This window comes from Ruegeria sp. BI11 (assembly GCF_056538005.1).
In genome coordinates this window covers 330,601-356,544 of sequence record NZ_JBQFSM010000003.1, presented here as the reverse complement: position 1 = coordinate 356,544, position 25,944 = coordinate 330,601, and the positions used below count along the sequence as shown (strand labels likewise).

Annotated in this window: 27 protein-coding genes; 9 read left to right on the top strand and 18 right to left on the bottom strand. The window is 50.5% G+C overall.

Features of this window, described 5'->3' with window-relative positions:
• Positions 1-220: 220 nt before the first annotated feature.
• On the bottom strand, positions 221-1,843 hold the full coding sequence (locus ACR0DT_RS10160) for a thiamine pyrophosphate-binding protein (RefSeq protein ID WP_480710614.1): 1,623 nt from the start codon (positions 1,841-1,843) through the stop codon (positions 221-223).
• Between the two features lie 25 nt (positions 1,844-1,868).
• On the bottom strand, positions 1,869-3,353 hold the full coding sequence (locus ACR0DT_RS10155) for an NAD-dependent succinate-semialdehyde dehydrogenase (RefSeq protein WP_480710613.1): 1,485 nt from the start codon (positions 3,351-3,353) through the stop codon (positions 1,869-1,871).
• Positions 3,354-3,712: 359 nt separating this feature from the next.
• Between ACR0DT_RS10155 and ACR0DT_RS10150 the strand changes: the two genes are divergently transcribed.
• Positions 3,713-5,158: an MFS transporter gene (locus ACR0DT_RS10150; RefSeq protein WP_480710612.1), complete on the top strand. Its 1,446-nt coding sequence runs from the start codon at positions 3,713-3,715 to the stop codon at positions 5,156-5,158.
• Between the two features lie 310 nt (positions 5,159-5,468).
• The gene (locus ACR0DT_RS10145; RefSeq protein WP_480710611.1) at positions 5,469-5,885 is read left to right on the top strand and encodes a hypothetical protein; all 417 of its coding nucleotides are present in this window, start codon (positions 5,469-5,471) and stop codon (positions 5,883-5,885) included.
• Positions 5,886-5,895: 10 nt separating this feature from the next.
• On the opposite strand, the gene ACR0DT_RS10140 is transcribed toward ACR0DT_RS10145, so the two are convergent.
• Positions 5,896-6,459 (bottom strand): MarR family winged helix-turn-helix transcriptional regulator, encoded by a 564-nt coding sequence (locus ACR0DT_RS10140; RefSeq protein ID WP_480710610.1) that lies wholly within the window; start codon positions 6,457-6,459, stop codon positions 5,896-5,898.
• 132 nt (positions 6,460-6,591) lie between these two features.
• Entirely contained in the window at positions 6,592-7,065 is a 474-nt protein-coding gene (locus ACR0DT_RS10135) for an RrF2 family transcriptional regulator (RefSeq protein WP_480645637.1), read from the bottom strand.
• Between the two features lie 98 nt (positions 7,066-7,163).
• On the opposite strand from ACR0DT_RS10135, the gene ACR0DT_RS10130 reads away from it, so the two are divergent.
• From ACR0DT_RS10130 to ACR0DT_RS10115, 4 genes are all read left to right on the top strand, one after another.
• Positions 7,164-7,670 (top strand): cupredoxin domain-containing protein, encoded by a 507-nt coding sequence (locus ACR0DT_RS10130; RefSeq protein WP_480710609.1) that lies wholly within the window; start codon positions 7,164-7,166, stop codon positions 7,668-7,670.
• Positions 7,667-9,121 carry a cbb3-type cytochrome c oxidase subunit I gene (locus ACR0DT_RS10125; protein WP_480710608.1) on the top strand — a complete coding sequence of 485 codons (1,455 nt, stop codon included), beginning with the start codon at positions 7,667-7,669 and terminating at the stop codon, positions 9,119-9,121. Before ACR0DT_RS10130 ends, ACR0DT_RS10125 begins: the two co-directional genes overlap by 4 nt.
• Entirely contained in the window at positions 9,118-9,708 is a 591-nt protein-coding gene (locus ACR0DT_RS10120; protein WP_480710607.1) for an SCO family protein, read from the top strand. Before ACR0DT_RS10125 ends, ACR0DT_RS10120 begins: the two co-directional genes overlap by 4 nt.
• A 540-nt stretch (positions 9,709-10,248) precedes the next feature.
• A complete protein-coding gene (locus ACR0DT_RS10115) occupies positions 10,249-11,043 on the top strand; it encodes a formate/nitrite transporter family protein (RefSeq protein WP_480710606.1) in 795 nt (264 codons plus the stop codon).
• Positions 11,044-11,133: 90 nt separating this feature from the next.
• Here ACR0DT_RS10115 and hemA read toward each other — a convergent pair whose 3' ends face one another.
• Positions 11,134-12,387: a 5-aminolevulinate synthase gene (gene hemA / locus ACR0DT_RS10110; RefSeq protein ID WP_480710605.1), complete on the bottom strand. Its 1,254-nt coding sequence runs from the start codon at positions 12,385-12,387 to the stop codon at positions 11,134-11,136.
• A gap of 97 nt (positions 12,388-12,484) precedes the next feature.
• Here hemA and ACR0DT_RS10105 point away from each other — a divergent pair, with 97 nt between their 5' ends.
• The 3 genes from ACR0DT_RS10105 to ACR0DT_RS10095 all read left to right on the top strand — a co-directional run bounded on the left by ACR0DT_RS10105 (position 12,485) and on the right by ACR0DT_RS10095 (position 15,572).
• Positions 12,485-13,378 (top strand): LysR substrate-binding domain-containing protein, encoded by an 894-nt coding sequence (locus ACR0DT_RS10105; protein ID WP_480710604.1) that lies wholly within the window; start codon positions 12,485-12,487, stop codon positions 13,376-13,378.
• Positions 13,379-13,476: 98 nt separating this feature from the next.
• Positions 13,477-14,916, top strand: a complete 1,440-nt coding sequence (locus ACR0DT_RS10100; RefSeq protein WP_480710603.1) for a catalase — start codon at positions 13,477-13,479, stop codon at positions 14,914-14,916.
• A 410-nt stretch (positions 14,917-15,326) separates the two neighbouring features.
• Positions 15,327-15,572, top strand: coding sequence for a hypothetical protein (locus tag ACR0DT_RS10095; RefSeq protein ID WP_480710602.1), 246 nt, complete (start codon positions 15,327-15,329; stop codon positions 15,570-15,572).
• Between the two features lie 2 nt (positions 15,573-15,574).
• Here the strand turns inward: ACR0DT_RS10095 and ACR0DT_RS10090 are convergent, their stop codons facing one another.
• The 13 genes from ACR0DT_RS10090 to ACR0DT_RS10030 all read right to left on the bottom strand — a co-directional run bounded on the left by ACR0DT_RS10090 (position 15,575) and on the right by ACR0DT_RS10030 (position 25,656).
• Entirely contained in the window at positions 15,575-16,957 is a 1,383-nt protein-coding gene (locus tag ACR0DT_RS10090) for an FAD/NAD(P)-binding protein (protein ID WP_480710601.1), read from the bottom strand.
• Positions 16,958-17,295: 338 nt separating this feature from the next.
• On the bottom strand, positions 17,296-18,168 hold the full coding sequence (ccoP, locus tag ACR0DT_RS10085) for a cytochrome-c oxidase, cbb3-type subunit III (protein WP_480710600.1): 873 nt from the start codon (positions 18,166-18,168) through the stop codon (positions 17,296-17,298).
• Positions 18,165-18,326: a cbb3-type cytochrome oxidase subunit 3 gene (locus tag ACR0DT_RS10080; protein WP_480645644.1), complete on the bottom strand. Its 162-nt coding sequence runs from the start codon at positions 18,324-18,326 to the stop codon at positions 18,165-18,167. The genes ccoP and ACR0DT_RS10080 overlap by 4 nt, the downstream gene beginning before the upstream one ends.
• Entirely contained in the window at positions 18,323-19,054 is a 732-nt protein-coding gene (ccoO, locus tag ACR0DT_RS10075; protein ID WP_480710599.1) for a cytochrome-c oxidase, cbb3-type subunit II, read from the bottom strand. Before ccoO ends, ACR0DT_RS10080 begins: the two co-directional genes overlap by 4 nt.
• Before the next feature lie 4 nt (positions 19,055-19,058).
• Complete coding sequence (ccoN, locus tag ACR0DT_RS10070) at positions 19,059-20,675, bottom strand: cytochrome-c oxidase, cbb3-type subunit I (protein WP_480710598.1); 1,617 nt, start codon at positions 20,673-20,675, stop codon at positions 19,059-19,061.
• Between the two features lie 105 nt (positions 20,676-20,780).
• Positions 20,781-21,557 carry a DUF2189 domain-containing protein gene (locus tag ACR0DT_RS10065; RefSeq protein ID WP_480710597.1) on the bottom strand — a complete coding sequence of 259 codons (777 nt, stop codon included), beginning with the start codon at positions 21,555-21,557 and terminating at the stop codon, positions 20,781-20,783.
• 1 nt (position 21,558) lies between these two features.
• The gene (locus tag ACR0DT_RS10060; RefSeq protein WP_480645648.1) at positions 21,559-21,966 is read right to left on the bottom strand and encodes a group III truncated hemoglobin; all 408 of its coding nucleotides are present in this window, start codon (positions 21,964-21,966) and stop codon (positions 21,559-21,561) included.
• The gene (locus ACR0DT_RS10055) at positions 21,963-22,460 is read right to left on the bottom strand and encodes a hypothetical protein (protein ID WP_480710596.1); all 498 of its coding nucleotides are present in this window, start codon (positions 22,458-22,460) and stop codon (positions 21,963-21,965) included. Before ACR0DT_RS10055 ends, ACR0DT_RS10060 begins: the two co-directional genes overlap by 4 nt.
• A 103-nt stretch (positions 22,461-22,563) precedes the next feature.
• A complete protein-coding gene (locus ACR0DT_RS10050) occupies positions 22,564-22,920 on the bottom strand; it encodes a DUF3088 family protein (protein WP_480645650.1) in 357 nt (118 codons plus the stop codon).
• Positions 22,921-23,204: 284 nt separating this feature from the next.
• On the bottom strand, positions 23,205-23,684 hold the full coding sequence (locus ACR0DT_RS10045; RefSeq protein ID WP_480710595.1) for a Dps family protein: 480 nt from the start codon (positions 23,682-23,684) through the stop codon (positions 23,205-23,207).
• Between the two features lie 93 nt (positions 23,685-23,777).
• On the bottom strand, positions 23,778-24,077 hold the full coding sequence (locus ACR0DT_RS10040; RefSeq protein ID WP_480645652.1) for a DUF1330 domain-containing protein: 300 nt from the start codon (positions 24,075-24,077) through the stop codon (positions 23,778-23,780).
• A gap of 14 nt (positions 24,078-24,091) precedes the next feature.
• The gene (locus tag ACR0DT_RS10035; RefSeq protein ID WP_480710594.1) at positions 24,092-24,946 is read right to left on the bottom strand and encodes a hexameric tyrosine-coordinated heme protein; all 855 of its coding nucleotides are present in this window, start codon (positions 24,944-24,946) and stop codon (positions 24,092-24,094) included.
• Positions 24,943-25,656 carry a hypothetical protein gene (locus ACR0DT_RS10030; protein ID WP_480710593.1) on the bottom strand — a complete coding sequence of 238 codons (714 nt, stop codon included), beginning with the start codon at positions 25,654-25,656 and terminating at the stop codon, positions 24,943-24,945. The genes ACR0DT_RS10035 and ACR0DT_RS10030 overlap by 4 nt, the downstream gene beginning before the upstream one ends.
• Positions 25,657-25,944: the final 288 nt, after the last annotated feature.

Here is a 25,944-nt window from a genome sequence, read left to right as displayed (position 1 = left end):
CTCAACCGAATGTCAATTAGACCCTGCCCAACTAATCTATTTGGCGAGCGCTAGTCCGACTGTGTTTGAGTCTAAGGGCATTGTTTAACGGTCAGAGACGTTACACCGCCGGAACCGTGTAATAATCTGAATGTAAATAGATTATTTCTCTTCTCTAATTTGAAAAAAGGCCGACGCGTTTCGGCGCCGGCCAGGTACTGGGGGAGTGTTATTTGGGGGTCTATTTATCCTTGAACAAGACCAGCTTGTCGTACTCTGCGCTGCTTACCAGAGCTTCGATAATTACTGGGCCTTCCATCTTGAATCCCTCTTCCAGCTGCACTTGCAGTTCGGCTGGATCTTTTGCTTGCATCACAGGTACACCGAAGAGGTTGTCACCACCGATGTTTCCTTCACGACCGCGAACCGGCGTACCGAAAATCGGGTTGCCCTTGCGTTGCTGTTTGATACGGATGAGGGCAAGATCGTTGTCGGTCAAAATCACGATGACAATATTAAGGTTTTCCCGAACAGCTGTTGAAAGCTCTCCCGCGGTCATCAGAAACCCACCGTCACCCAGTACCGCGCAAACCGGAGTTTCGGGACGGCAGAGTTTAGCTGCAATCGCTGCCGGCAGCCCAAACCCCATAGCTGACCATCCATTTGTCATTAACTGGGTCATAGGCGCGCGGGTTTCCCATTTTTGGCCAATCAAATGGGTATGCGCCCCCACATCGCACGCCATAATGCCGTCATCTGGCAAAACTTCACGCAGGGTATCCAACACAGCGCATGGACCAAACTCCTCGTTTCCGGGGCGCATCTGAGCAAAAATTGCATCCATGCGACTACGAACGTCGTCCATGTCCCAATCGTTGTCTGTATTTTCAACTTTCGCCAAAGCGCGGAAATTGGACGCTATATCACCACCCACATGAAGGGTGTCCGTGTAAATCGACTTATCAATGTCCAGAGGCGCATCATCAATGTTGATCAGCGTCATCGGATGAAGCCAATTTTCATAGTTGAACTCGACAGGATCGTAGCCAATGGCAATCATCAAGTCTGCTTGAGCATGGATTTCGCCGACTTTGTCACTCAAGGCGTGGAACACCACGCCGGCATAGGACCGATGAGATTCAGGAATCATTCCCTTGGCCATTGGCGTTAAAACGACAGGGATGTTGTGTCTTTCTGCAAAGTTCAGGATATCTTCTTGAAGGCCCACGCGAACCGCGCCCAAGCCGAGAACCATTGCAGGTTTACGCGCTTTAGAAAAGGCCGACTTTGCTGCATTGATCACCTCGCTCGAAGCTTTCATGGGCACTAAAGCGGGCTTGGAACTGGCTTCAGTCAGCGTGGCGGGTTGAGCGGTTAGGTCGACCGGCATGCCAATATGAACTGCACCTGGGCGACCAGTGGTCGCGACTTCAAAGGCTTTGTCCAACGTTTCAGTTACATTGTCGGTGGTTAAACGAGTCGTCATTTTGGTAATCGGTTCCATCAACGCCTGATGGTCGATGTTCATCTGCACCACGCGATCACGGTTCGCCGCAGACATTTCGTCTGTGAGTGCAATAAGCGGTGAGCGATCTAATTGGGCGGAACCCACACCCGTCGCAAGGTTCGTGGCGCCAGGGCCGAATGTAGCAAAACAGACACCAGGTACACCCGTCAGGCGCCCTGCGACGTCAGCCATGAAACCCGCACCGCCTTCATGGGCCGTCAATACGAAATCAATCCCGTCGGTATTGCGGATCGCCTCCATGAAATCCACCCAGCCACCGCTTGGAACGCCGAAGACATGCTTGACCCCTCGATCACGCAGACCTTCAATTACAGTTTGAGCCACTTTCTTTGTCATTGGTTTTATTCCCGAGCTAGAAGTTTCAGGCTTGAATGCAGACATACTGCGGTTCAGTGAATTCAAGGACTCCCAGACGTGAGCCTTCCCGGCCATTGCCGGACTGTTTGACACCACCGAAAGGAATGGGTGCGCCGGTCAGCTTTGCAGTGTTCACAGCTACCATTCCGTACTCCAGCTTGGACGGTAGTGTTTGAACCCGCGTTACATCGTTGGTGTAAGCATATGCGACCAAGCCATATTCAGTGTCATTGGCCGCCTTTACTACGGCTTCTTCATTGTCGAACGGCATTAAGGCCGCGACGGGTCCGAACGTTTCCTCATAGGTAATTTTCATGTCCGGCGTTACGTCTGCTAACACTGTCGGCTTGAAATAAAGACCGCCCTGTTCGGGCTGCTCACCGCCGCACATCAGTCGGGCGCCTTTTTTGACCGCGTCCTCAACATGCTCCATTGATTTGCGCAGTGTTGGATTGGATGCTAGCGGGCCAATATCTACCGCCGTATCAAACCCGTCACCCACTACCAACTTATTGGCTTCTTCGGTGAAGCGGGTGACGAATTGATCATAGAGGCTGCGAGCTACATAAATTCGATTGGCAGCCAGGCAGTCTTGGCCGCCTGTTTGATATTTGGCAGAAATCGCCCCCTGAACGGCGGCCTCAAGATCAGCGTCGCTAAATACGATAAACGGAGCGTGTCCACCCAGTTCCAGCGATACACGTTTCACCGTCGCTGAACATTGCTCCATGATATTGCGACCAACTTCGGTTGACCCTGTATAGGACACGGCCCGCACTTCGGTATGCGCACACAACTCTGACACAAGTTCCCTCGCGTGGCCTGTCACAACCCGGAATACACCTTCGGGAACACCTGCTTCGCGAGCCAGCATTTCCAGCGCCATTGCGGAAAATGGGGTAACTTTGGATGGTATCGAAACGACGGTGCACCCAGCGGCCATGGCTGCAGCTGCCTTACGGGTGAGCATCGCAGATGGAAAGTTCCAAGGCGTAATGGCTCCAACCACTCCAACAGGTTGGTGAGTTACTTTCATTGACTTACCTGGCAGGTGGCTAGGAATCGTGTCCGCGTAAAGCCGGTTTCCCTCTTCAGCGAACCATTCAATAAAACTAGCCGCGTAGGCAATTTCGCCTTGTGCATCAGCTACTGGCTTTCCTTGCTCCAATGTCATCATCGCAGCGAGTGAATTCGAGTTTTTTTGAATGAGGCGATGCCAGCGCATCATAATTGCGCCACGCTCTCTGGGCAGAAGTTCCGACCAAGCGCCAAGCGCTTCGCTTGCCTTACTGACGGCCTCTGCAACGCCGACAGCACCCTCGTTAGCTACAGCTCCTATCACTTCGCCAGTGCTCGGATTTTGAACATCAATCGTAGCTTTAGATTCAGAACTGCGTCGAAAGCTACTTACGACTTTTTCAAGCATAACTGTTGCAGCTGCTTTGGCGCTGTCATCAAGTAGAAGGTCAATTTGAGATCTCTGGTTCATAATTCCATCCGGTGCCGTCGAGTTAACGCCTGCGGTAAATCTGGCGCAGGCTGCAACCCCGGACAAACGACAATTGGATGCACAGTCAGGAACAAAATATTATGCGTATTTTAGTTTTTTCGTTTATTTTTTAACTTACAAACAATTTTTCCTCTCACTGCTGGAGACCGCCGACACAGGCCAAACAGCTGTCAGCCTTTTGTAGAAACAGCTTAAAGCAAGCTTAATCGCTATGTACTATCCAAGTATTTCCAGCTCGACGCCGCTCAGCGACGTGACGAAAAATTTGTATTGACCTTAAGTTAGGTTGAGCACTTAAGAAGAAAATAAGTTTCGAATCGCTACAAATTGGGTGAGATATGTCTGTTTCGGACGCAGAAGTAAATGTTGGCACTGAAGAGGTGTCTTGGCGTGAACTCATTGGAGGACCGTACTCTGCAATTTCACTGGTTCTAGCTGGTGGAATAGCGTTGCATGCAGTAAATCTTACGATCACCGCGACTATGCTACCTTCAATCGTTACGGATATTGGAGGCCAACATCTCTATTCTTGGACGTCGTCGCTTGCCACTGTCGCTGCTATTATCAGCGCCGCAATTACCGGTAAGTTTATGCGTTGGGTTGGCATAAAACGAAGCTTCGCACTCGCAGGGCTCCTCTTTTCTATCGGGTGTTTGTTAGCTGCCACAGCGCCAGATATGTTTAACCTGCTGGCCGGCCGAATTGTCCAAGGGGCTGGAGGTGGCATCCTATTCACCCTTTGCTACTCGATGATTGTTCTTCTTTATCCCGAGCGGCTTTGGCCACTAGCCCTAGCCCTGTTGTCTGGCACCTGGGGTGTTACGATGTTGTTTGGTCCAGCAATTGGAGGAATGTTCGCGCAGTTTGACGCCTGGCGCCTCGGCTTTGGAGCCATGCTTCCTGCAACGGCGGTTTTTGTCATTCTTGTCAACGTGGTATTACCTAACAAAGAACCGACTGGCACGTCCGGTACAAAGATCGCATTCATTCAGTTGGCACTGCTTGCCGCATCGGTTTTGGCAGTTTCAATTGGAGGAGCGAGCCACAATCCCATTACGTCGGGTGTGTCGCTACTTGGTGCCGGAATGCTGATCACCGTTCTGGTCACGCGTGAAAGAGCCAAAGAGCCAAAGCTCTTTCCCACTGGGGCAATGAATTTTGACAATCCACTGTTTTGGGCAATTGCCGCCATGGCACTGTTGATTGTCTGCATCAATGCCGAGTTCTTTCTACCCTATTTTCTCCAAAAAGTGCACGGCTTTCAGCCCATATCCGCGGGTTACCTTGCTGCATTGGTATCTATTGGTTGGGCAGCGTCAGAAGTGATCTCGGCAAAAACTCGGAAGCAATTGGTGCCGACAATCTTGCTTCTTGGGCCTTGCCTAATCTGCGCTTCTTCTTTGACCTTGGCGGCGCTAATTCCACTTTCTCATGCCAATACGATGTTTGTCGTTGTCTTGGCGGTCGTATTGATTTCATTGGGGGCCGGAATAGGAGTGGGCTGGCCTCACCTCAATACCATGGCCTTTCAGTTCACTTCAGAAAAAGAAAGGGATCAGGCAGCGTCAGCGATGTCTACTGTACAAATGTTTGCCGTGGCAATCGGGGCTGCATTTTCTGGGTTCATCGGAAACCTGACTGGCTTTCAAGAGTATTCGAACATCTCTCGATTGCAGAATTCCGCTTTTTGGATGTTTTTGTTCTTTGCCGCAATTGCCCTGCTGGCCTTGCTGGCGGTGCGGGCACTACTCAAAAGAACTTTGGATTCAAAAATGGAACCCTAAATTCAAATCTGACCGGATTGCCTCGCACACAAAAGCTGCCCAAATAAAAGCCGTACCGACCTTAGGCAAAGCTAAGACTATATCCAAGCATCCGACATGACGGACAACCCGCCTACCAAACTGAACCTGCTTCTAAACCTCGACTCCCGTTGTTCGAAACACATGCCCCGACGCCCATACAGAACTTACAACGGCACCGTTTACATCTTTTGCCACGCAAGTCGAAGTTTTGTTGCCATAGGACCCTTGGTTTTCCGCCAGACTCACTCTATTTAGTTTCGTATCGAAACGAATAAGGTGAGTGAAGGACATGCGCTTTCTCGAACTGCCGATAAAAGCTCTTCGAGAGTTCCTGGCAATGGCACGAGCGGGTTCGGACATTCGTGACTACTTGAGATCAAATGCGCTGAAACCGCTTCCTTCAACAGATTTCAGTCAGGTTCTTAGGGCGGTTTATGCCCGTCATGGCTTGGCGGAGGTATTTGAGGACGAAGACCAGGCAGGTTCCGCGAACTCCTACCAATTTGCAGAGCAGATCCGCGACTGCCTCGAAATTGCTGAGACAGAATTGAAGCTCGCTCGAGCTTCCGCTGAGGAAGAGCTAAAGAGTCTACAGGCTCAACAAATCACTTCACTGTCGAAGCGTTCAGGTATTCTTGCAGTTCTAGACAGTGTCAATAAGTCTCTAGCTAATTTAGAAGATCTGAAGCATAGAAAATGTGGCTAGAATTCAGAACTTATCTCAGATCTGATGTGTGTTCTGCGCATATTGCTTGCGAGTCTCCGATAGTTAGCGGTTCTGAAAGCAACCGACAAAAACTTGGAGATCCTTGCTCGTGACGTTGCTGAAAGAACTTGCAGGTTTGGCAAACTCCAAAAGGTTTCCAGTCTTGCTGCTGAACGATTTCACTCAGCAGTTTAAGAATTGTATCCGAAGTTTGTTGTTCGACTTCAACCGGAAGCTTTTCGACAGCCTTCTGCAGTAAGATGAATGGATCCTCCTTAAGCTGTTCGAAACCAGCGGCCGTTAGGGACAATCGCAGTCCGCGCCGATCCTTTTCATCAATGTTTCTTTCAATCAAACCTTTAGACTCAAGGGACTTTAGAGTTTGAGATACAGTCCCTTTTGTGGTTCCGAGATAACTGGTCAATGCAGAATGGCTTCTTGAAAACCGGTTCGCCTTTTCCAAGTACCGCAACACCTCCCACTGAACCGGTTTTAGCCCTTGTGAAAACCCGTCGTTCTGTAAAACGCGCCCCATACGTTCGAGCAGGATGTGAAGTCGTGCATCGGTGTTCATACCGGCAATGTATCGAGTCAAAAGCTATTAGTTCAATACCATAAATGGCCATTTTTGTTAGGCATTCCGGTCACGAGAGCTATGTGCACCTATCGGGTAAGATTGGTGCTGCTCAGCCAACCAAGGGTAGGTTCACAACTCTGAATTTTGGATCATACTCGCCTCCAGGGAAGACAATAGGCTGGCCATGCCTGGAGCCAATTTAATCGTATCGGCCAGAGTATACTTGTCGAGCTCATCAAAGAATGCGTTCTGCGCTGCCTCCAAGGCTGTCGCCAGGCCACAAGCAGGTGACAGACGGCATGTTCCGCCTTCTGGTCCAAAACACTCAACTAGCGGCCTGTCAGCTTCCAGTTTTCGAAGAATTTCTCCCAGAACAATTTCAGTCGGGTCTTTTGCAAGACGGAGCCCACCTCCCCTACCACGAAGTGAATCTGCATAGCCCTCCTGTGCCAACCAGACCGTCACCTTTGTGAAGTGATTGTACTTTGCCTGATGAAGTTCAGCGATTTGACGCGTGGTCAACAACTTATCCGGTGAGGCGGCTAAATGAACGAGGATTCGAAGAGCATAGTCCGAGAATTTTGAAAGGAGCATGTGTGCCATTGTGCCACCCCATAATACGCATCTCAAGTGCGATTTTAAATTGACATCTATAATGCTAATTTCCTATCAAGTATCGACTCGCAACAAATGAGACCGTTATGCAATCGACAGTTTTTATGGTGACGTTGGCGCTGATGGCGTTTCTCGCAGCCGCCTGCCTGCGCACGATATGGGCCACCGAAAACGCTGGCAGCCAGCGTATTGTCAATAATACGCGCTCGGCACTTCTTTGGTTTTTAGTAACACTCGGAATAGTCGTGTCCATTGCCTCTCTGCGCGACTGGCCCAATCGAAGCGCAAGCAGCGATGCGCTGATTGTGAACATCTCCAGCGGCCAATGGTGGTGGGACACTGACACAACAGAAATCCCTCTGGGCCAGGAGGTGGAGTTTCGAGTGACCTCCGAAGATGTGAACCACGGCTTAGGGATCTATGACCCAAGCTCACGTTTGGTTGTGCAGGTGCAAGCCATGCCAACTTACACAAATAAGGTCGTCCATACTTTTGAAGAAACTGGCACCTACTCCATTCTTTGCATGGAGTTCTGCGGCGTTGCCCATCACGCCATGACCTATGAATTTGAAGTTGTGGAAAAAGCCCAATGACCTCGATAACTGACCATCACACGCCTCAGACAACTCTTGCGAACACCCAGTTCGTCAAGCTCACAATGCTCGTAAGTGGCATCGTTTTTCTCCTTATGATGATCTTCGGTCTCGCAATGAGAATGGCTCAAGGCGGTACAATTGAACTCGATCCAGCAATTTTCTACCTGCTGCTGACTGCACATGGGGCTGGCATGGTAGGAACCGCAGCACTCTCTGGTGCAGCAATAATGTGGTTCTTTTGTGCTCGCTATGTGGACCTTAGACCAGCGATATACGTAGCCTTCCTAGGGCTTTTTCTTTTGGGTGTATCCCTAATCCTGGGTTCCATTTTTGTCGGAGGATACGGAGGAGCTTGGACGTTTCTCTTTCCACTGCCGGCACTGTCAGGTGGAGCTTGGGAAGCAGGTGCAGCCGTGACATTTTGCTTTGGTTATCTGGCCATCGGTGTCGGATTCCTGCTGTACTATTTTGAAGTTGGCTTGAAGATATCGCGAAAGTACCGCGGCCTGTTTGGAGGACTTGGCTGGCGCTATTTGCTTACTGGAGACGCGGACAATGTCCCCCCGCCAACAATAGTCGCGGCGTCTTCTGTACTGGTATTTAATACAATCGGCATCGTATTCGGTGCTGCTGTCTTGGCCGCAAGCATCGTGAACTTGATCTTCCCCGAGTTCGAAGTTGATCCATTGCTTGCAAAGAACGCAATCTACTTCTTCGGACATGTGTTCATCAATGCCACCATCTACATGGCTGTTACCGCTGTTTATGAGATAATCCCGAGCTACACTGGCAGGCCGTGGAAATCCACTCGTCTCCTTGTCGCTGGCTGGGCCGCTGTGGTTGTGTTTGTCCAAGCAGTTTACTTTCACCACCTGCTTCAGGACGTGAACATGCCCGCGTGGACGATGGCTGTCGGGCAGATAGTCTCTTACGCCTCTGGAATTCCGCTCATTGGGATCACCGTGTTTTCTTTGTGCGCGTATATCAGAGGATCAGGAATAAAGTGGGACCTTCCAGCTAGCCTATTGGCGCTTGGTGTCATCGGTTGGGGACTGGGCTCAATTCCTGCGGTTATCGACGGCATGGTTGCTGTGAACAAAGTAATGCACAATACGCAGTGGGTCCCCGGTCATTTCCACATTTACCTTTTGCTAGGCGAAGTCGCTATGGCATTCGGTTTCTCCGTTTGGCTTGTGCGTAACGGCCTGAATGTTGGGATGAGCACGCTCGATAAGCTTGTCTTCCGCTCATATGTTTTCGGCGCCATCGGTTTCTGCCTGATCTTCCTGTGGTCTGGAGCTAGCTCAATTCCAAGGCGGTGGGCTGAACACTACGAAGAATGGCAACTCCAAAGTCAACTCGCGAGCCTCTTTGCGATTATCGTCGTATTGGCAACGGCAGGACTCGTGGCTCGTTTTGCAATCGAAATGTTAAGGAAAGCGCGATGAATACCGAGGTCGCGCTTGCCATCGGCACACTAGCGCTAGGTTGTCTTGCCGTCAGCGAAGCGACCGACGGGTTTAGTGCAATCACTGCTGAAGGCGCGCGTCGGATAACAATTGCTGAAAATCCCAAGCCCGTTCCAAACTTCGCACTTGAGACAATGGATGGCAGTTGGAAGCAACTGCCATCAGATAGTCCTGCCTTGGTGGAGTTCATCTACACGACATGCCCCACAGTCTGCCAAGCTTCGGGCGGTGACTTTGCTGAACTCAGAGACCATCTTGCATCGACGGGTTTATCTGTTCCGATGTACTCAATTAGCTTCGATCCGGAAGTTGACGATGTGGACGCCATGCAAGGATATGCGGAGCTGCATACTGCGACCGGTTCGCCTTGGACGGTAGCACGACCCAACCAAGCGGAATTGGAAAAACTGCTCGAAGTTTTCCAAGTCACAGTGATCCCCGATGAATGGGGAGGTTATCAGCACAACATCGCTGTTCTCTTGATCAATCGTACAGGGAAATTTGCTGGGGCGTTTGACACGCGTTCCTTTGATGAAATCCAGGATGCGATCCGAGCAGAGCTGTAATGACGCGTCTGTTGGCATCGACCACGTGCTTCACACTGGCAATCGTCGTACAAGCTTGGGTGGCGAGTGATCCGGTTGTGCATGTTCTTGTGCAGTTTCCATTGTTGGCGGCTGCCGGGTATCTGCTTTCAAACCCACAAAAATCTTCAGGCCACGCGAGAGCGCCTATGCTGCTTGTAGCGCTCTTTGCCGGGGCAATTTGGATGCTCCCGCGGTCTCTAGATGCTGCGCTTTCGTCCGACACCTGGCATTTGGCGAAATTCGTTTCGCTGCCTTTGTTGGTGGGTCTACCACTCGGTGTGTCATGGCCCGGTTTGGGTCCTGTATTACGAGGAATACTGAAGGCGCAGTCCGTTTCCATGCTGCTTTTCCTGGGATTTCTCTACACGCACGCGCCAATCAGAATATGCAACTCGTACTTGTTAGGTGATCAATACCGGCTAGGCATCGGCTTCGTTATTGTTGCCGCAGCATTGGTCGTATTTTGGATCACTCCCGCGTTCGTCGGACAAACCACAGCCTCTATTAGGGAACCGCGCAATGGACTACCGCGCCACTGTAACTAAATTCGCTGAAACCGCCGCGCAGAAGCGCGCGTATCTGTCAAAGAATCCTATTGGGTTTTTGGTTCTCGCAATGATGGCAGGAGCTTACGTCGGCTTGGGTATTTTGCTGATTTTTTCAGTTGGGCAAGGGGTCGACATAAGCCTGCGTCCAATTGTTATGGGGGCTAGCTTTGGCTTAGCGTTAACGCTTGTGATTTTTGCCGGATCCGAACTGTTCACTGGCCACACCATGTACATGACGCATGGCCTGCTAACGCGTCGAACAACCTTGAACGATTTGACGATCTGTTGGGTCTACAGTTGGATCGGAAATTTGGCTGGCGCCGTACTGCTGGGGTTCCTGTTTGTCCAAAGTGGCGGTGGCTTGGTGTTGGCCGGTCAGCAAGACAACCTGATTATGGAAGTCGCAGCCAAGAAAATAAGCGGCTCTCCGCATGAGCTATTTCTGAAGGGCATTCTTTGTAACTGGCTAGTTTGTCTAGCAATATGGGCAAGCTCGAATTCTCAGAACGACATGGCGAAGTTGGCCATCATTTGGTTCTGCCTTTATGCCTTCATTGCGGCAGGGTTTGAGCACTCGGTCGCTAACATGACCGTGTTTTCCGTCGCACTATTTTCCGACTACTCAGAAAATCTGAACTTGGCAGGCGCATTGAGGAACTTGTTCTATGTCACAGTAGGAAATGCCGTTGCCGGTGCAGTGATAATGGGTCTTGGGTACTGGGTTGCGGCGGGGAAACCCACGCGAGATTTGATGCCCACCAAATGAATATTGAACGGCTTGAATTGAATGGAGCACTAGGCGCGCTTTGTTGCGTGAAGCATTACCCTTTCAATCGTTCCGTTCAAACAGAGAACCTCAGGTGCCTATCGTAGATAGAGCACCTGAAACCTCTTCAAGTTCACCGAAGGCACTGCGCTTCCAAAGGTGTCCCAGCGCACTAACCAAATGATCAATGTCGGTATCTGTATGCAGAGGCGTCGGTGTAATCCTTAACCTTTCGGTGCCGCGGGGGACGGTAGGATAGTTTATCGGTTGAACATATAGGTCAAATTCATTCAACAACCTGTCCGTTAGCAGCTTGCAGCGAACAGGGCAGTTCACACGAACTGGAATGATGTGACTTGGATTGTTGATTAACGGCAATCCAATCTCGGACAATCGTTTCTTGACCGTCGCTGACCTCTCCATGTGCATTTCACGTATGTCCGGGAATTTCGCGAGATATCGGATGCTGGCCAATGCGCCGGCAGCCAGGGATGGAGGTAGCGATGTCGAGAAAATGAAACCTGGGGCATATGATCTGATTGCGTCCACGATGTCTCTATTCGCAACAATGAAACCTCCCATCACGCCATAGGCCTTCGCAAGGGTGCCATTGATAATGTCCACGCGGGCCGCATGACCCTGCTCTGAAGCCAGGCCCGCACCGTTAGGTCCGTACATCCCGGCCGAGTGAACTTCGTCTAGATAGGTTAACGCTCCGTACTTTTCTGCGAGGCTACACACACTGCCGATGTCTGCCATCGTACCATCCATCGAATAGATGCTCTCGAACACAACTAGTTTCGGAGTAGATAACGGGTAAGACGCGAGCTGACGCTCCAAATCCCCAAGATCGTTGTGTTTCCAAATCCGCTTTTCGAACCCTCCATTCTTTATGCCTGCAATGAGCGACGCATGGTTTTTCTCATCGGAAAATACCACGCAGTTGGGAATGAGCTTCGCAAGTGTAGCAAGCGTTGTGTCGTTGGCGACAAACGCCGACGTAAACAATAATGCGGCTTCCTTTTCATGTAGTGCAGCCAATTCTTCTTCTAACTCGACGTGAAACTTCGTGTTGCCTGAAATATTGCGCGTACCGCCAGATCCGGCCCCGCTGGTCTCCAAGGCGTTTATCATTGCGTCGATGACCGCAACGTTTTCACCCATCCCCAAGTAGTCGTTCGAGCACCAAATCGTTACTTCCCTGGAACCTTTGTCCGTCATAAGTGACGCCTTGGGGAAATTCCCAGCATGTCGCCTGATATTGGCAAAAACTCGGTAGCGCCCTTCATCGTGAACGTGTCGCAGTCGCGATTTCATCAGCACGGCGTAGTCTGTTTTTTCCATCAGTTTACTCCGTCAGGCAAATTCGGTGACTGATGGGTAGACCAATCCTTTCATTAGTGCCATTTTGTATTTGCTATCAAATTCATTGGTTTTTCAAATGAACGGACTCACGCTAAAACACCTTCGTTACTTTGTCGCTCTTGCCGAGCATCGACACTTTGCGAACGCGGCGGATGTATGTGCGATCTCGCAACCAGCCCTGTCACTACAGATAAAGCAACTCGAGGAATTAGCTGGTGTTCCATTGGTCGAGCGAAACACTCGTAGCGTGCTACTGACGCCTCTTGGAAAAATCGTTGCAAAACATGGACAGGAAGTCCTTCGGGCTGTGGAAGAGCTGGACGATCTAATGCGAGCTGCTCAAGACACGCTGTCGGGTCCTTTTAATTTGGGAGCGATACCTACAATCGCCCCTTATATGTTGCCTACTCTCGTGAAAACTCTTGGGAGTGCTTTTCCGCAGATGGAACTCATTATGCGTGAAACAGTCACCGAACAGATCCTAGAAGAGCTACATGCTGGAAAACTGGACGCCGCGCTCGTCGCACTTCCATTGAACCTTGGGGGGCTAAAGGAGGTGCCCATATTCACTGAAAACATCGTTCTGGCGCGACCAGCTTTGCAAAGCGACCAGCTCCGACCAAGTGTAAACGCGTTGTCTGATATGAACCTGCTGCTTCTGGAAGAAGGGCATTGCTTCAGAGAGCAAGCGCTGGAGTTTTGCGCCATCGACAAGTCTTCATACAGAAGCATCATGGACGGTTCATCACTCACGACGTTGGTTCAACTGGTGGAGGCAGGTGTTGGCGTGACGCTACTGCCACAGATGGCTGTTGCATTGGAGACGCGTTCGTCGAACGTCGAGATAACCGATTTTGCAGACCCACAACCAACGAGGACAATAGGTATGGTCTGGCGAGATGGAAGCCCACTGGACAATCACTTTCAGCGCATTGCCGACGTCATATCCGAGAACTGCAGTAATAAGTAAAACTCATTAAACAGGTTTGAATTCCAAATTTTTATTGAAGCCGCGTGACTGCTAACTTCCAATCAAGTTGGAAAGTAACAGGCTGAATGGAATTTCAAATGAAACAAAAACTGACTACTGCTGCAGGCGCACCAGTCGCTGACAACCAGAACACAATGACCGCAGGTCCGCGAGGACCGGTATTGCTCCAGGATGTGTGGTTTCTTGAGAAAATGGCTCACTTTGACCGGGAAGTCATCCCAGAGCGGCGCATGCACGCTAAAGGCTCTGGTGCCTACGGAACCTTTACCGTCACTCACGACATCACGAAGTACACGCGCGCGAAACTGTTCTCGGAGGTAGGAAAAAAGACGCAGCTTTTCGCTCGGTTCACTACGGTTGCTGGCGAAAGGGGCGCGGCCGACGCTGAACGCGATATCAGGGGCTTTGCGCTTAAGTTCTACACCGAAGAAGGAAACTGGGATCTGGTGGGTAACAATACGCCCGTCTTCTTCTTGCGTGACCCTCTGAAATTTCCTGATTTGAACCACGCCGTAAAACGTGACCCTCGCACCAACATGCGCTCCGCCCAGAACAATTGGGACTTCTGGACATCTCTTCCCGAGGCACTGCATCAGATAACAATCACTATGAGCGACCGTGGTATCGCAAAGAGCTATACCACTATGAACGGTTACGGCAGTCATACCTTCAGCCTTATCAACTCGGACAATGAGCGATTTTGGGTGAAGTTCCATTTCAAGACAAACCAGGGCATTGAAAACCTCACAGACCAAGAAGCTGAGAAGCTCATTGGGCGTGACCGTGAAAGTCATCAAAGAGACCTCTATGACCGAATTGAGAACGGCGACCTGCCTTCTTGGACTATGAAGATCCAGATTATGACGGACGAGCAAGCGCAGAATTGCCCCTTTAACCCGTTTGATTTGACCAAAGTCTGGCCGCACGGAGACTATCCACTGATTGAAGTTGGACAGTTAGAACTAAACAAAAACCCAGCGAACTTCTTTGCAGAAGTGGAGCAGTCAGCTTTCAACCCGGCGGCTGTGGTTCCGGGTATAAGTTTCTCACCAGACAAAATGCTTCAAGGACGGCTTTTCTCATATGGCGACACGCAGAGATACCGCCTTGGCGTGAACCACCATCAGATCCCGGTCAACGCACCCCGGTGCCCATACCATGCTTATCATCGCGACGGCGCAATGCGCGTAGATGGCAACTATGGGGGTTCAACACCTTATGAGCCCAATAGCAACGGAGAGTGGCAAGAGCAGCCTGATTTCTCTGAACCTCCGATGGAACTGTCTGGCGCGGCAAATCGCTGGAATCATCGCACCGACGAGGACTACTTTTCCCAACCCGGCAATCTCTTCAGACTGATGAGCTCAGATGAGCAACAACGTTTGTTTGAAAACACCGCACGCTCCATAGGTGATGCGAACGACGAGATTAAGAAGCGCCATATCCGGCATTGCTCACTTGCGGATCCAGCCTATGGCAGGGGTATCGCAGATGCACTTGGTATGACCATCGAATAGGACCTCACTGAACAACGCCCGATTGGTGTCTGTTAAACTCAGCCTCCAATCGGGCACTCTTCGTTTGTGCAAATCTGAGCCAAATGAAATCAGCTAGTCCATTCCCTTAAATAACTGCGGATCCGGTTAAATTTGGGCGGCTCCATGACTACATAATCGTACTAAATACCCGTTGAGCTTTTGCTTGCTGGTCATTTAGAAGCTTGTAAATTCATGCATTTCTTAGTGCGCGTGGATGGAGTATGCTGCGAGGCTAGCCACTTATAGAACTCGCAGGGCTGCAATGGGTTACTGGTTCTGTGCTAGTTTTTGTTGTGATTAGCCACTTTTCTGCTCAAGTGCCCCAACACCTTGACATGGTATATGTACATATATATGTATAGATGGTCTATCAAAGAATGGAGGCACCTATGATTCTGCGGTCTTTCCACTTACCCGCCGGTATGGATAGCGAACTTCGTATGCTCGCAACCCATACCAACGAAAGCAAAGCCACGCTCGTTCGAAAAATGATTGCTGCCGGACTGGAGCAAGCTTGGACAGAGCTGGAGAACAACAAGAACCAACTTTCAATCAATGAGGTTGAGGTTGATCACAAGAAAGCGTCAAAGCGTGCAAAAGAGGCGATGCAACGCCTCTATGCTACTTCGGACTAACCTCAAGTTCTCCTAAAGCGTTGCAGAATTTTATCTGCAACGCTCCCTAACGCCATCAAATTCGGCGCAGCCGGATGACGCAAATCTCCAATCATCGGAACAACCAAGCCAGTCGGGAACTCATGACCCTTCGAATTGGTGTGTACGATGTCTAAATTGTCGCTTAAATCCGCTCTAAGCTTACCTAAGATACCTCTATCGTTCCAATTCAGGAATTCTTTGAGGTTGGACGAAAGCAACTCCTTAAACCACAATACCTCAAAGCCGGTCGCATCAACGACGAAGTCTGCAGTGAAGGTATCGATCTCTTCAGATACATCCTCTGGTTCTGTAGACGGGTCTTTTTCTAGTTTGACCGAATACTGAATGTCTGAAAAACCATCTCCAGATATAAATACCTCGTCCCAATCAATCTTTTCTGCTCTTCCAATATAGTATTGAAGACGGTTCGCTTTAGTCAGTCGATCTACAATCGGTTGCCAGATGGCACCCGAGCTAAGTCTCGCCGAGAAAGCTTCGCGTTGAGCATCGGAAAGCACTTCCCAGCGGTCGCGGTCGCCAAAGATACGATCTGAAAAGAAATTCGGAGGGCGACTTTGAAGAAATACGCCCGAACCAACCATCTGTAAGTCAGCATCAGGGAAACGCTCGCTCAGCGAAAGAGTTATTGCCGCTGCAGTACCACCATCACCAATGACCACGCCTGAAAATTCAAGGTCCTCTTCGTCGCTTTTTCTACGACACTCATACAGGTCAGCGAGGGCAGAATAGCCCTCTTCGTCCCAATAGCTTTTGCCGTTGAAGTAATACGGTCCCGTGTCACCTGATATAAGCCCGCTGTCTCGCTCCTTGATCCCGGTAACAACGACTCCGTCGAAGCATAGTGACGTTGAATTTTCATTCTCGTCAGAACTTGTGACGATCCACTCTTGCTTTTCAAAGTCAAAATCAATCTCTGTCACGCTTGCCTCTACAACCTCAACTGAACTAGAGGCCTTGGCGCGCTCGAGGCACCACTGCAGGTACTCTGCAAAAAGTGAATGGGAAGGTCTCGGTGAGTCAGAAGATACCCAGTCTGAATAGCTCATCTCGTTCGCGCGAGAAATTAAGTAACTGGGCCATGAGTAAGCCAGCATCTTCTCATCCAGATCATTCGCTATTGGGTCGTTGTACGGAAATCCGACATCCCTTAGTGCCGATGTGCAAAGTTCCTGAAAACCGTCTGTAAAACCACTTCCACCGGACCAATGTGCGCCCGCACCTACCGGTTCAAAAACAGTGATTGCGGGATGCTTGTACTCAGCCTCAGATAGTATTGCTACCTTCGCGGCGATTGCGCACGCCTTGGGACCTCCACCTATAATTGCCAATCTAGATTTGGTCACATCCGCTCCTTCGCATGACTACCGCTTTTCCATTTTATTGTTTTTATATATAGGTTTACTCGATTTCTAGCCCACAAATCTGCCTTATATCGAATTATTTAGCCTTCGCTAGAGAGCTACATGAAGTCGGGTCATTTAAGGTTAATACCGCTCAGCAATTCGTTAAGCGAAACACGTCAGGATACAACTATTGGCCTACTTCCAGATTGCCCACTGACAGAGGTTGTCCTTCATATGCATCAATTGCCAAACGGACATGCCAAAATTTCATTCCGACATAGCTCAACAGTAACACGGCAATAATGAGCGCAATCATGTGTTTGCTCTGTCTTTCACGGTTACTTGTCACGGTCGACCATCCCCGCCCAAATAACGTACATGGTTAGTTGCCGGATCTCAGCGGGTGTCAAACGCCCCGACCAGTGAGGCATGACTCCGGCGCGCCCGTTCCATAACGTTTCCTTCAGATCATGACGATCAGAACCGTAAATCCACGCCTCATCAACAAGGCTAGGCGCACCGTTTTCCAGGCCTCCAACACCTCCCTCAGAATGACAGGACGAACAGCTGTCTGAGAAGATCACTTCTCCTCGGTCTGCCATTTCCTGATCATGGCCTTTGGAGGAGATTTTCAGAATGAACTCGATTACGTCATCGAGTTCTGCTTTCGTCAGAAGTTCATCGCGTCCAAACGCGGGCATTTCCGCATAGCGTGAATCATCATGTTGTGAATTGATGCCAAACTGAATTGTGTATTCGATTTCCTCAGGCGAGCCGGACCATAGCCAATGATCGTCCGCCAAGTTCGGGAACTTCCTTTGTCCCGTCAGGTCCTTGCCGTGACAAGCTGCGCAGTTGTCATCAAAAAGTACAGAAATTGACTTCTCGAAACGATCACTAAGCGTCTCATCTTGAGCCAGAGCGGCGACATCACGCGCAACAAACGGCTCGAATTTCACTGCCTGCTGGGCGCTCGCCAAGCGCACTTCCTGTTGTACGGCAACTCGAGACGAATAGCCCAGTAGTCCTCGAGAATAGCCCTCAATTAATGGCCAAGCAGGGTAGAGAACCCACATCAGTACACAAACCAAGATGGACACCCAAAGCCAAATCCGAAAAGCCCTGGGGACGGGGTTTTTTAGCTCACGTATTCCATTCCACTCGTGACCCGTAGTGTTCTCTTGAAGAGGGTCGTTTTGTTCATGTGTCACCGTTGTATTTCCTCTTCAGTAAGAGGGCTTAACGACGCTTTGTCGTAGATGGACTTTCTTCCTGGCCAATAAGTCCAAATCGCAGCCACTAGAAATACGACAAGAAGGTAAATCGCACCCCATGTCTTGGAAAACACCAGGACAGCATCGTGTGTCATCGCGCTATTTCCTCGATGTTTAGTTGATCCAGCTCTGCCAAATTTCCAAGCACTTGCAGATACGCTACGAGCGCATCCATTTCACTTAGCCGACGGGGATTTCCATCAAAGTAACGTGCCTGAACTTTTTCGCCGTATCGTTCGAAAAGCTCATCAACGTATTCGCCATCGAGGCTTGCCTGAGACAGGGCATCGCGTTCTGCGTATTTGATTTGCTCAGCCGAATACGGCACCCCAGCATAGGAGAGGGCTTTCATCGAAGCTGGTAGTGAGCCGGTGTCCAATCGGCGCTCAGCAAGAAAAGCGTACCCAGGCATTACGGACCCGGGCACAACTTCCCGAGGCGCGATGAGATGGGCAACATGCCAATCATCGGAGTACTTCGTCCCGACCCTTGCGAGATCTGGGCCGGTTCGCTTTGAACCCCATTGATGTGGGTGGTCATACATCGATTCAGCTGCCAGACTGAAATGCCCGTACCGATCCACGTCCGACCTTAGAGTACGGATCATCTGACTGTGGCATGCGTAACAACCTTCTCGTACGTAGATATCCCTGCCGGCGAGTTCCAATGGAGTGTATGGTCGCATCCCCTCGACTTCTTCCACGGTGTTTTCAATTGTGAATAACGGAGCGATTTCAAATATCCCGCCAAGTGATGCGACAAAGAGAATTGCCATCGCGAACACGATCCCGTTTCTCTCAAGTTTTTGGTGTTGCGTATTCATCGATCTAGCCTGTTGCTCTCGGGACAGGGTGAGCGTCCACCGAGATTTCTTTGGCGCTCTTCCCTTTGACCGTCATGTAGATGTTGAAAGCCCCGATTAGCGCTCCAAGCAGATAGAGGAACCCACCAATGGCCCGCGCTGTGTAGTAAGGCCTCATCGCGTCTACTGTATCCATGAAAGAGTAAGTAAAGGCCCCGTTTGGCTCATATGTTTGCCACATCAGAGACTGGGTGATCCCGCTGTTCCACATGGCGCCGACGTAGATGAGGGTGCCAGTTAGCGCGAGCCAGAAGTGCCAGCTTTCAAGCTTAAGAGAGTAGGTTCCCTGACGCCTCCATATCCACGGCACCATTTTGTACATCGCGCCGAAAGTAATGAACGCGACCCAACCCAATGCACCGGCATGAACATGACCGACCGTCCAATCCGTGTAGTGACTGAGCGTGTTGACTGGCCGGATTGCCAGGAACGATCCTTCAAATGTTGCGAGCCCATAAAAGAGGATGGCAACCAACATGAACCGAACTGCGGGATCAGTTCTAACCTTGTCCCAAGCCCCATTCAGCGTCAGGACGCCATTGAAAACCGTTCCCCAGCTTGGCACCAGGAGGATAATTGACATGGTCATGCCGAGGTACTGCACCCAATCTGGAAGGGCGGTGTAATGCAAGTGATGTGACCCAGCCCAAAGGTACAGGAAGGTGATTCCCCAAAAGCCGAGAATGGACAGTCTGTAGCTGTAGATCGGCCGCTCCACTGCTTTGGGCAGGAAGTAGTACATCATTCCAAGGAACCCTGCTGTCAGCAGGAATCCCACTGCGTTGTGGCCGTACCACCATTGCGTCATAGCGTCTTGGACACCGGAAAACAGGGAGTAGCTTTTGGGGTATGTCAGAGATGTTGGCACAGCCAAATTGTTTACAGTGTGGAGCATTGCAATCACCACAATGAATGCCAGATAGTACCAATTTGCGACATAGATGTGTGGCTCAGATCGGCGCGCCAGGGTCTTCATGTAGAGCCAGAAGTATATGACCCACGTGACCAGCAAAACGATATCCGCGTACCACTCTGGCTCAGCGTATTCTTTTGATTGTGTTATTCCCAACGGGTATCCCGTGACCGCAAGAATGACGAACACGTTGAAGCCGACCAAAACAATCCACGGCATAGTTTCACTCGCCAGGCGTGCTCTGGTTGTTCGTTGAACAACGTAGAAAGAGGTTGCGATTAGTGCATTTCCACCAAAACCAAAGACTACAGCCGTTGTGTGGATGGGACGGATTCTACCAAAATTACTCCAGGGAAGGTCGCCGTTCAGGCTCGGAATAGCAAGCTGCCACGCCAAAACGTCACCTATGGTGAAGCCAACTACGCCCCAAGCAAAACAAGCCAGAACACCCCATTTTATGACGTCGTCCTTGTATTCAAGCGGTATCTCAGGTTCGGGGTCTGTCATCCGGTTGATGAGATGAAAAGCTCCGATTGCAGCACAAATGGCAATCAGCCAACCATGGAGAACATATCCCGCATCTCGCCCAAAGCCGAGGATACAGATGCCCAGCACCATCATAGCCAACAGCGCGATCAAGAGGGTCAGGTGCTCTACGATGGGTTTCATTGGGAAGCTCTCACTTTGAAGTTCGTTGTCACCCAAGGCGCCAATCGCTTGCAGTATTCGTCCGCAAAGCGCGTTGGCATTTGTTCTGGGAGAGCGATTTTCTTCTTAATCATTGGCAGGCATCTCGAATAAATCCTCATAGGCATGCCACGTGGCAAAGCCCAGGATTGGAAACAGGACGATCAACGCCAAAAATCCGGTCGCGACGCCTATTGCGAACAGGACGGTCAAACAAAACCCCCACGCCACCATCAAATTAAAGTTCCGAATAGTGGCGTTGAAGCTAAGGCCCATAGCCGAAAACCCATCGATCTCGCGATCAACGAGCATCGGCAGAGCAAACACAGATATCGCGTATCCGAATGAAGCAAACAGCCCGCCGACGAGAGACCCCAACACCACCAAGGTTATGCCTTCATTCGTTGAAAGCAGTGTTGATGTGGTCTGTAGAAAACCAGCGAAAGGGTGGAGGCCAAAAAACACAGCAAAGAGAAGCGTGGCTGCACGTATCCAGGCAAGAACCAAGATCATCATGACCACGCCCACGAGAAAGACCTGCCCTGAGGTCGAAACTTCTTCAACAAGGCGATCTTCGGATCTTCTGCTTAATCGGTACAGACCCACTGTGACGACCGGGCCAAGCAACATTGCGCCCGAAATTAACGGAAGGATCATCCAACCTAGCCCAAACCGAAGTAGAAATAGAATGATGACCCAGCCAACAACAACCAACCCGAACCCATAAGTTAAAGAGACCCAGAGGTGAGAGCGAAAGTCCGAACACGCCAAGCGCAACCAACGTGTGATAACAACGCCGGCAGCCTCATCAGAAACTCTAGCTCTTTGCCTCAAGTATTCGGTGTTCATCGCGCCCTCACCCATTTTAGGTTAACTTCGGTGGTTGATTGACACGGCTCCGAAACTGATCAATTCCGAAAGAAAGGCTTTGGCCTATGCGATCTGCTAGATCAGCGATTTCGGCGGCTGCACTGGGTGGAAGATTGGACATTGCCGTCTCCCTAAACAGAGCCAACCAAACAGGAAAATGATCTTTTTGGATTTTTGGGTTTGTACTGTGTTTGATCATTGGGTTTCCGGAGTAGCTCTTGTCGATACCGACAGCGTTTCTCCAAAATGCTGCGATTTTTGCCTCATGCACCCGCCACTCTGAAGCTTCAGTCCCGATTACAGATGTGAAAATTGGACCTAGGATCTCATGGCTCCGCACTTTCTCGTAAAAAGCTGCCACAAGTGTTTCAATTTGGTGTGCTGTCAGATTGGAGTGTTTCATGCTCTCGCCCCTTTCGCGGGCATTGAGCGAAATCCCACAAAAATCAGGAGACAGATCTTCAAGGTTTCCAACGCTATGAAAGTCAGATGGAGATTAGCGGACGTTGGTTCCTTTCCGGCAATGATCAAGTCACTGCGATCCTCAAGCAAAGGCTGCAACCAAAGTTGCTGTGCCAGAAAAATGACCGCGATCAAAACAAAGGAAATCGGAAGCACCCGCCTGGTGACCGCTAACAGAGCAGCTGACGCAGAAAGAAGAAGCCACTCTGCCACCGCAAGCCACGCAAACTGGGCACGACCTACTTTCAACAATTCCCCAAGCTCGAGCGATTGAACCTGAAATTTGGCCGGAGCTGCGATCATATCTCCGCCAATTGCCACACCCGCCCAAATCAATAGGCAAGTTGCGACAAGTGGCTCTACCTTCGACCAATTTCTTGCCCGGTAGGTGTCGGCTTTTCGTCCTACGATTCTGTTCGCTTCAGTTCCAATCATTTTCTTCACCCAGCCTGACGAGCGTTTCTATAATTAGCATATAGAATGCTAATTATAGATTTGACAGTGCGACGATTGCGCCCACCCGCGTTTGACCAGTGTGCTAAGGGTGACGTCGCGGGAGATCGAACCTCTGGATCAGATATTCCTGTATCTCCGTAGCGCCCTCGATTTTTTTCGAATTTCCAATACCTTGATGGGACAAGCCGTGAGAAAATTCGTCATCCCCATCTAGTAAGATCAACTGAGGACAAGACTGACTCGCGTCGCCGACATACTGTGCCAGAGATCCACGGGGTTTTTGAAAGCCAACGTAATTCACATCGAGATTTTGACGAATGACTGGGAAAGCAGCCATCATTCCCTCAACCTCTATGCAATGGGGGCAAAAGAATTCTCCGTCGCCGGCAACAGAGTCGGTAAAACCTGTCCTTAAAAGATAGAGAGTAGCTCTAGTCATATTGATGATCGTCCATTTTTAGTTGTTGTGTCGTTTCCACGGCAGCCCCTGTCTTTGTCGCTGACAAAAAGGACATTTATGCTGCCAGATTTGATCGCACCTGCTGATTGAAGGTTGGTGCTATTCGCGATTTAGCCGCCGCTCCGTCCCGCTGGGTCTACCAAAACCACTTCTGCTATTTGGTTGGCAAAGAAGACGCCCGCATGTGAACTGCTTTGCACTCTCATTCCTTTCCGATTTTCAAGTCCTCATTGATTTCTAGGGTGTTCTCCAAATGACAGAACCTAGTGGCTTGTCGATGCAGACATGAGAGACATTGGCGACTTTAGGTGACTTCGAAGATACCACACGTCCTTCTCATGTTCGCTTAGTCGACGTGTTGCAAGATCAGCAGTCGCATCGTCGCAATATACCGAAGCCGCTCGCAATAGTTCCTGCGCTGTCAGAGCAAGTGTTGCGTGGTCACCCGCAAGAACTTCAAGCATAACTGGCGCTGCTGGACCTGTTCTGTCCTCTTCTACCAGAGTCAACTGCGCACACTCTGAGTAACTCTTGGGAGTACGTGCGCCCAGTGCTCGGATGCGCTCAGCCAATTCATCCACTGCGCCTGTGAGCGCTGCATATTGTGCTTCAAAGAGACTGTGCAGATTGATGAAACTTGGGTCCGCCACGTTCCAGTGATAGTGCTGCGTCTTCAATGCGAGCGAATAGCTACTTGCTAGCAAGACGCTGAGCTTCTCAACTGTTCGTTCTCTCGCTTGCATGATGATCTCCTGGTCGTTCGGTTGCTTGGCGCAGAGAATTGATGACCGATTAGTTTTCTTCCTCGACACCAATGTCCGTGAGTTTTCGCAGCACTATGCGTTCGCTAAGCCCTCGATGAGCACAGCGTTGTTCTCCTCCGTGGAATGGCGGAAACGTCTCAAAGGCGCGTAGTCTTCCGAGTGATACCAGGCTTTGGCTTCCTGGAAGGTATTGAACTCGATCAACACTGGATAGGTTGGCTGCCATTGTCCTTCCAAGACTATGACTTTGCCACCAACTATCCGGTACTTACCACCATGTTGAGCAACAACCGGGGCAAGCTTTTCGACATACTTCACCAAGGTTTGAGGGTTATGGATTCCCACATTGTCAAAAAGAAAGAACGCGCTCATTGGCATTTCCTCTGTCAGTGATGTTGTCCGAGTTGTCGATCTCGCCAGTGGTCATTCGCTGCTGCTATTGTCTGAAAGTGAACCGCAACGACATGACTGCTGGCAATCAGATTACCCGCGTCTGTGGAGTACACCGGTCGAAGTTTTTGCAGCACCTCGACGTCTGATTGAGCTGCCTTGACGGCAAGGCGGGATAACTTGATTGCAAGCTCGAAACCATCATGCGGCGTTTCAGTTACGAGGCTTTCGGGGAAAACCGAGGGGGTCTCATTCATGGTAGTTCTCCACTGACATTGTTCTTCTGCTTCGCAAGGTTTGAACGTGGCACAAGCAATACGCGGTCCTGCACTCCCGCTTTGCTCCGACCAATGGTTGTCGGGCCGCGCGTGTATGATCAAAGCCGCACCATCTGCGTCACGAAAATCGTCCGATTGGAGCTGTCCTGCGAAATAGTCGGCGTTCGCCGTCCCGTCTTTGTGGGCGTACAGGTTTGGCAGGTCGCCACGGGGGAGGTTTGTGGCATGCGAGTGACTTAATGAGTCATCGTCATGAGCAACGTGGCCACCTGCCAACTCAAAGGTGTCGTGATCTGTGCAATCGCCAACAGCATGTATGTGAACAGCATGAAACCCAACCGGCAAAGATGTCGCGCGAACCTGCAAAAGCATGCCCTTGGGACCGGCTTTTGCCCTCACTTCACCAATCACAACACAGTTTGAGTTGATCAACTCACCCTTGAAATGGTCAGTGAACGGCTTGGCTCGACTTTGGGTACTATTGGTGCTCATTTCACCTGAAAAAGCCGGGCTGCCAAACGCGATTGAACTTAGCAACAAAAGGCTAGCTAACGATTGATTGACACCCATCATTTCTCGGCCCTTACACGCCCTGGAAGCGACAAGTCACCGGATGCGACGTCATGAACACCAGTCACGCAAAGTAGTGGTACTTCCTCACTTTCGTTGACCTGTAGTTCAGCTGTTACGGCATCGAACGAGATACTACTGGTGTCACCGACTGGAACCGTCACGATAGCCATTTTGCCGTCAAGAATTGGACTCATACCAGGGCTATCGAGAGCAATCGGGAATAATGGAGCAGTTGCAGGAAGCAGGTCAACGCCGGGAGAGACATCGCGCACCTTCAGTCCCGCACCGCACCCTTCCTCCTCTACAAGAACAACCCAATGTGAGTGCCAGTCGGCACCATCGTTGTTTGGATCTCCATCGGCGTTTTCGTCAAAGAGAGGCGTGTCGTCGAAATCGGGGTGGGCGGTGATGGCAAGTGCGAGTATCCCAGACTGAGGGTCAAATCCAACAACGGCGGGGTCGAGACTGGTGGGCCACACATAAGCCTCTACTTTGGAGCCGGCCACCTGACCGATGGCTGAAGGCTTTTGACTGCCCGCGACACCGGCCACTTCCATAATGAACGTCGTGAGCCGTCCGTCCGTCGTTGCCGCGCCCATGGTAATGTCAAAAGCAGGGGTTTTACTTGGATCGACCGAGCTTACGATTTCATGACCAAAAACCGGACTAGCGGTGAGCAAGAGTAGCGAAAAGATGGTTGGACGCCTCATGGTGTACTCCTTAGTGAAATTGACAGTTCTGGGCACAACTGAAACTAGAGTATTGATCCGCTTGGATGCGTCATCACTCATTTGGTGTATTTTTTTTGTTTCGCTTCTCCAGCCGGCATTTTGGAACCGATTGGCCGCCCTGTCTCGAGCACAACTCTCGACCTAAAATTGCGCGGAATCTGGCTTTAGTGTAATATTCTTCCAGCGACACAACGCCGAACTGGGGGGCAATCACACGGTGAACCGCGGGTCGCAGATCAGATTGGTAGGGCTGGCTTACGAGGCGGG

Bases quoted from the DNA above. Each gene is read 5' to 3' on its own strand.
- ACR0DT_RS10030 (WP_480710593.1), bottom strand. From the start codon at position 25,656: ATGAGGCGTCCAACCATCTTTTCGCTACTCTTGCTCACCGCTAGTCCG.
- ACR0DT_RS10100 (WP_480710603.1), top strand. From the start codon at position 13,477: ATGAAACAAAAACTGACTACTGCTGCAGGCGCACCAGTCGCTGACAAC.
- ACR0DT_RS10125 (WP_480710608.1), top strand. From the start codon at position 7,667: ATGACCTCGATAACTGACCATCACACGCCTCAGACAACTCTTGCGAAC.
- ACR0DT_RS10145 (WP_480710611.1), top strand. From the start codon at position 5,469: ATGCGCTTTCTCGAACTGCCGATAAAAGCTCTTCGAGAGTTCCTGGCA.
- ACR0DT_RS10095 (WP_480710602.1), top strand. From the start codon at position 15,327: ATGATTCTGCGGTCTTTCCACTTACCCGCCGGTATGGATAGCGAACTT.
- ccoO (WP_480710599.1), bottom strand. From the start codon at position 19,054: ATGAATACGCAACACCAAAAACTTGAGAGAAACGGGATCGTGTTCGCG.
- ACR0DT_RS10105 (WP_480710604.1), top strand. From the start codon at position 12,485: ATGAACGGACTCACGCTAAAACACCTTCGTTACTTTGTCGCTCTTGCC.
- ACR0DT_RS10055 (WP_480710596.1), bottom strand. From the start codon at position 22,460: ATGATTGGAACTGAAGCGAACAGAATCGTAGGACGAAAAGCCGACACC.
- ACR0DT_RS10040 (WP_480645652.1), bottom strand. From the start codon at position 24,077: ATGAGCGCGTTCTTTCTTTTTGACAATGTGGGAATCCATAACCCTCAA.
- ACR0DT_RS10035 (WP_480710594.1), bottom strand. From the start codon at position 24,946: ATGATGGGTGTCAATCAATCGTTAGCTAGCCTTTTGTTGCTAAGTTCA.
- ACR0DT_RS10065 (WP_480710597.1), bottom strand. From the start codon at position 21,557: ATGGGTGAGGGCGCGATGAACACCGAATACTTGAGGCAAAGAGCTAGA.
- ACR0DT_RS10160 (WP_480710614.1), bottom strand. From the start codon at position 1,843: ATGACAAAGAAAGTGGCTCAAACTGTAATTGAAGGTCTGCGTGATCGA.
- ACR0DT_RS10140 (WP_480710610.1), bottom strand. From the start codon at position 6,459: ATGAACACCGATGCACGACTTCACATCCTGCTCGAACGTATGGGGCGC.
- ACR0DT_RS10115 (WP_480710606.1), top strand. From the start codon at position 10,249: ATGGACTACCGCGCCACTGTAACTAAATTCGCTGAAACCGCCGCGCAG.
- ACR0DT_RS10130 (WP_480710609.1), top strand. From the start codon at position 7,164: ATGCAATCGACAGTTTTTATGGTGACGTTGGCGCTGATGGCGTTTCTC.
- ACR0DT_RS10050 (WP_480645650.1), bottom strand. From the start codon at position 22,920: ATGACTAGAGCTACTCTCTATCTTTTAAGGACAGGTTTTACCGACTCT.
- ACR0DT_RS10155 (WP_480710613.1), bottom strand. From the start codon at position 3,353: ATGAACCAGAGATCTCAAATTGACCTTCTACTTGATGACAGCGCCAAA.
- ACR0DT_RS10150 (WP_480710612.1), top strand. From the start codon at position 3,713: ATGTCTGTTTCGGACGCAGAAGTAAATGTTGGCACTGAAGAGGTGTCT.
- hemA (WP_480710605.1), bottom strand. From the start codon at position 12,387: ATGGAAAAAACAGACTACGCCGTGCTGATGAAATCGCGACTGCGACAC.
- ACR0DT_RS10060 (WP_480645648.1), bottom strand. From the start codon at position 21,966: ATGAAACACTCCAATCTGACAGCACACCAAATTGAAACACTTGTGGCA.
- ACR0DT_RS10135 (WP_480645637.1), bottom strand. From the start codon at position 7,065: ATGGCACACATGCTCCTTTCAAAATTCTCGGACTATGCTCTTCGAATC.
- ACR0DT_RS10080 (WP_480645644.1), bottom strand. From the start codon at position 18,326: ATGACACACGATGCTGTCCTGGTGTTTTCCAAGACATGGGGTGCGATT.
- ccoN (WP_480710598.1), bottom strand. From the start codon at position 20,675: ATGAAACCCATCGTAGAGCACCTGACCCTCTTGATCGCGCTGTTGGCT.
- ACR0DT_RS10120 (WP_480710607.1), top strand. From the start codon at position 9,118: ATGAATACCGAGGTCGCGCTTGCCATCGGCACACTAGCGCTAGGTTGT.
- ACR0DT_RS10045 (WP_480710595.1), bottom strand. From the start codon at position 23,684: ATGCAAGCGAGAGAACGAACAGTTGAGAAGCTCAGCGTCTTGCTAGCA.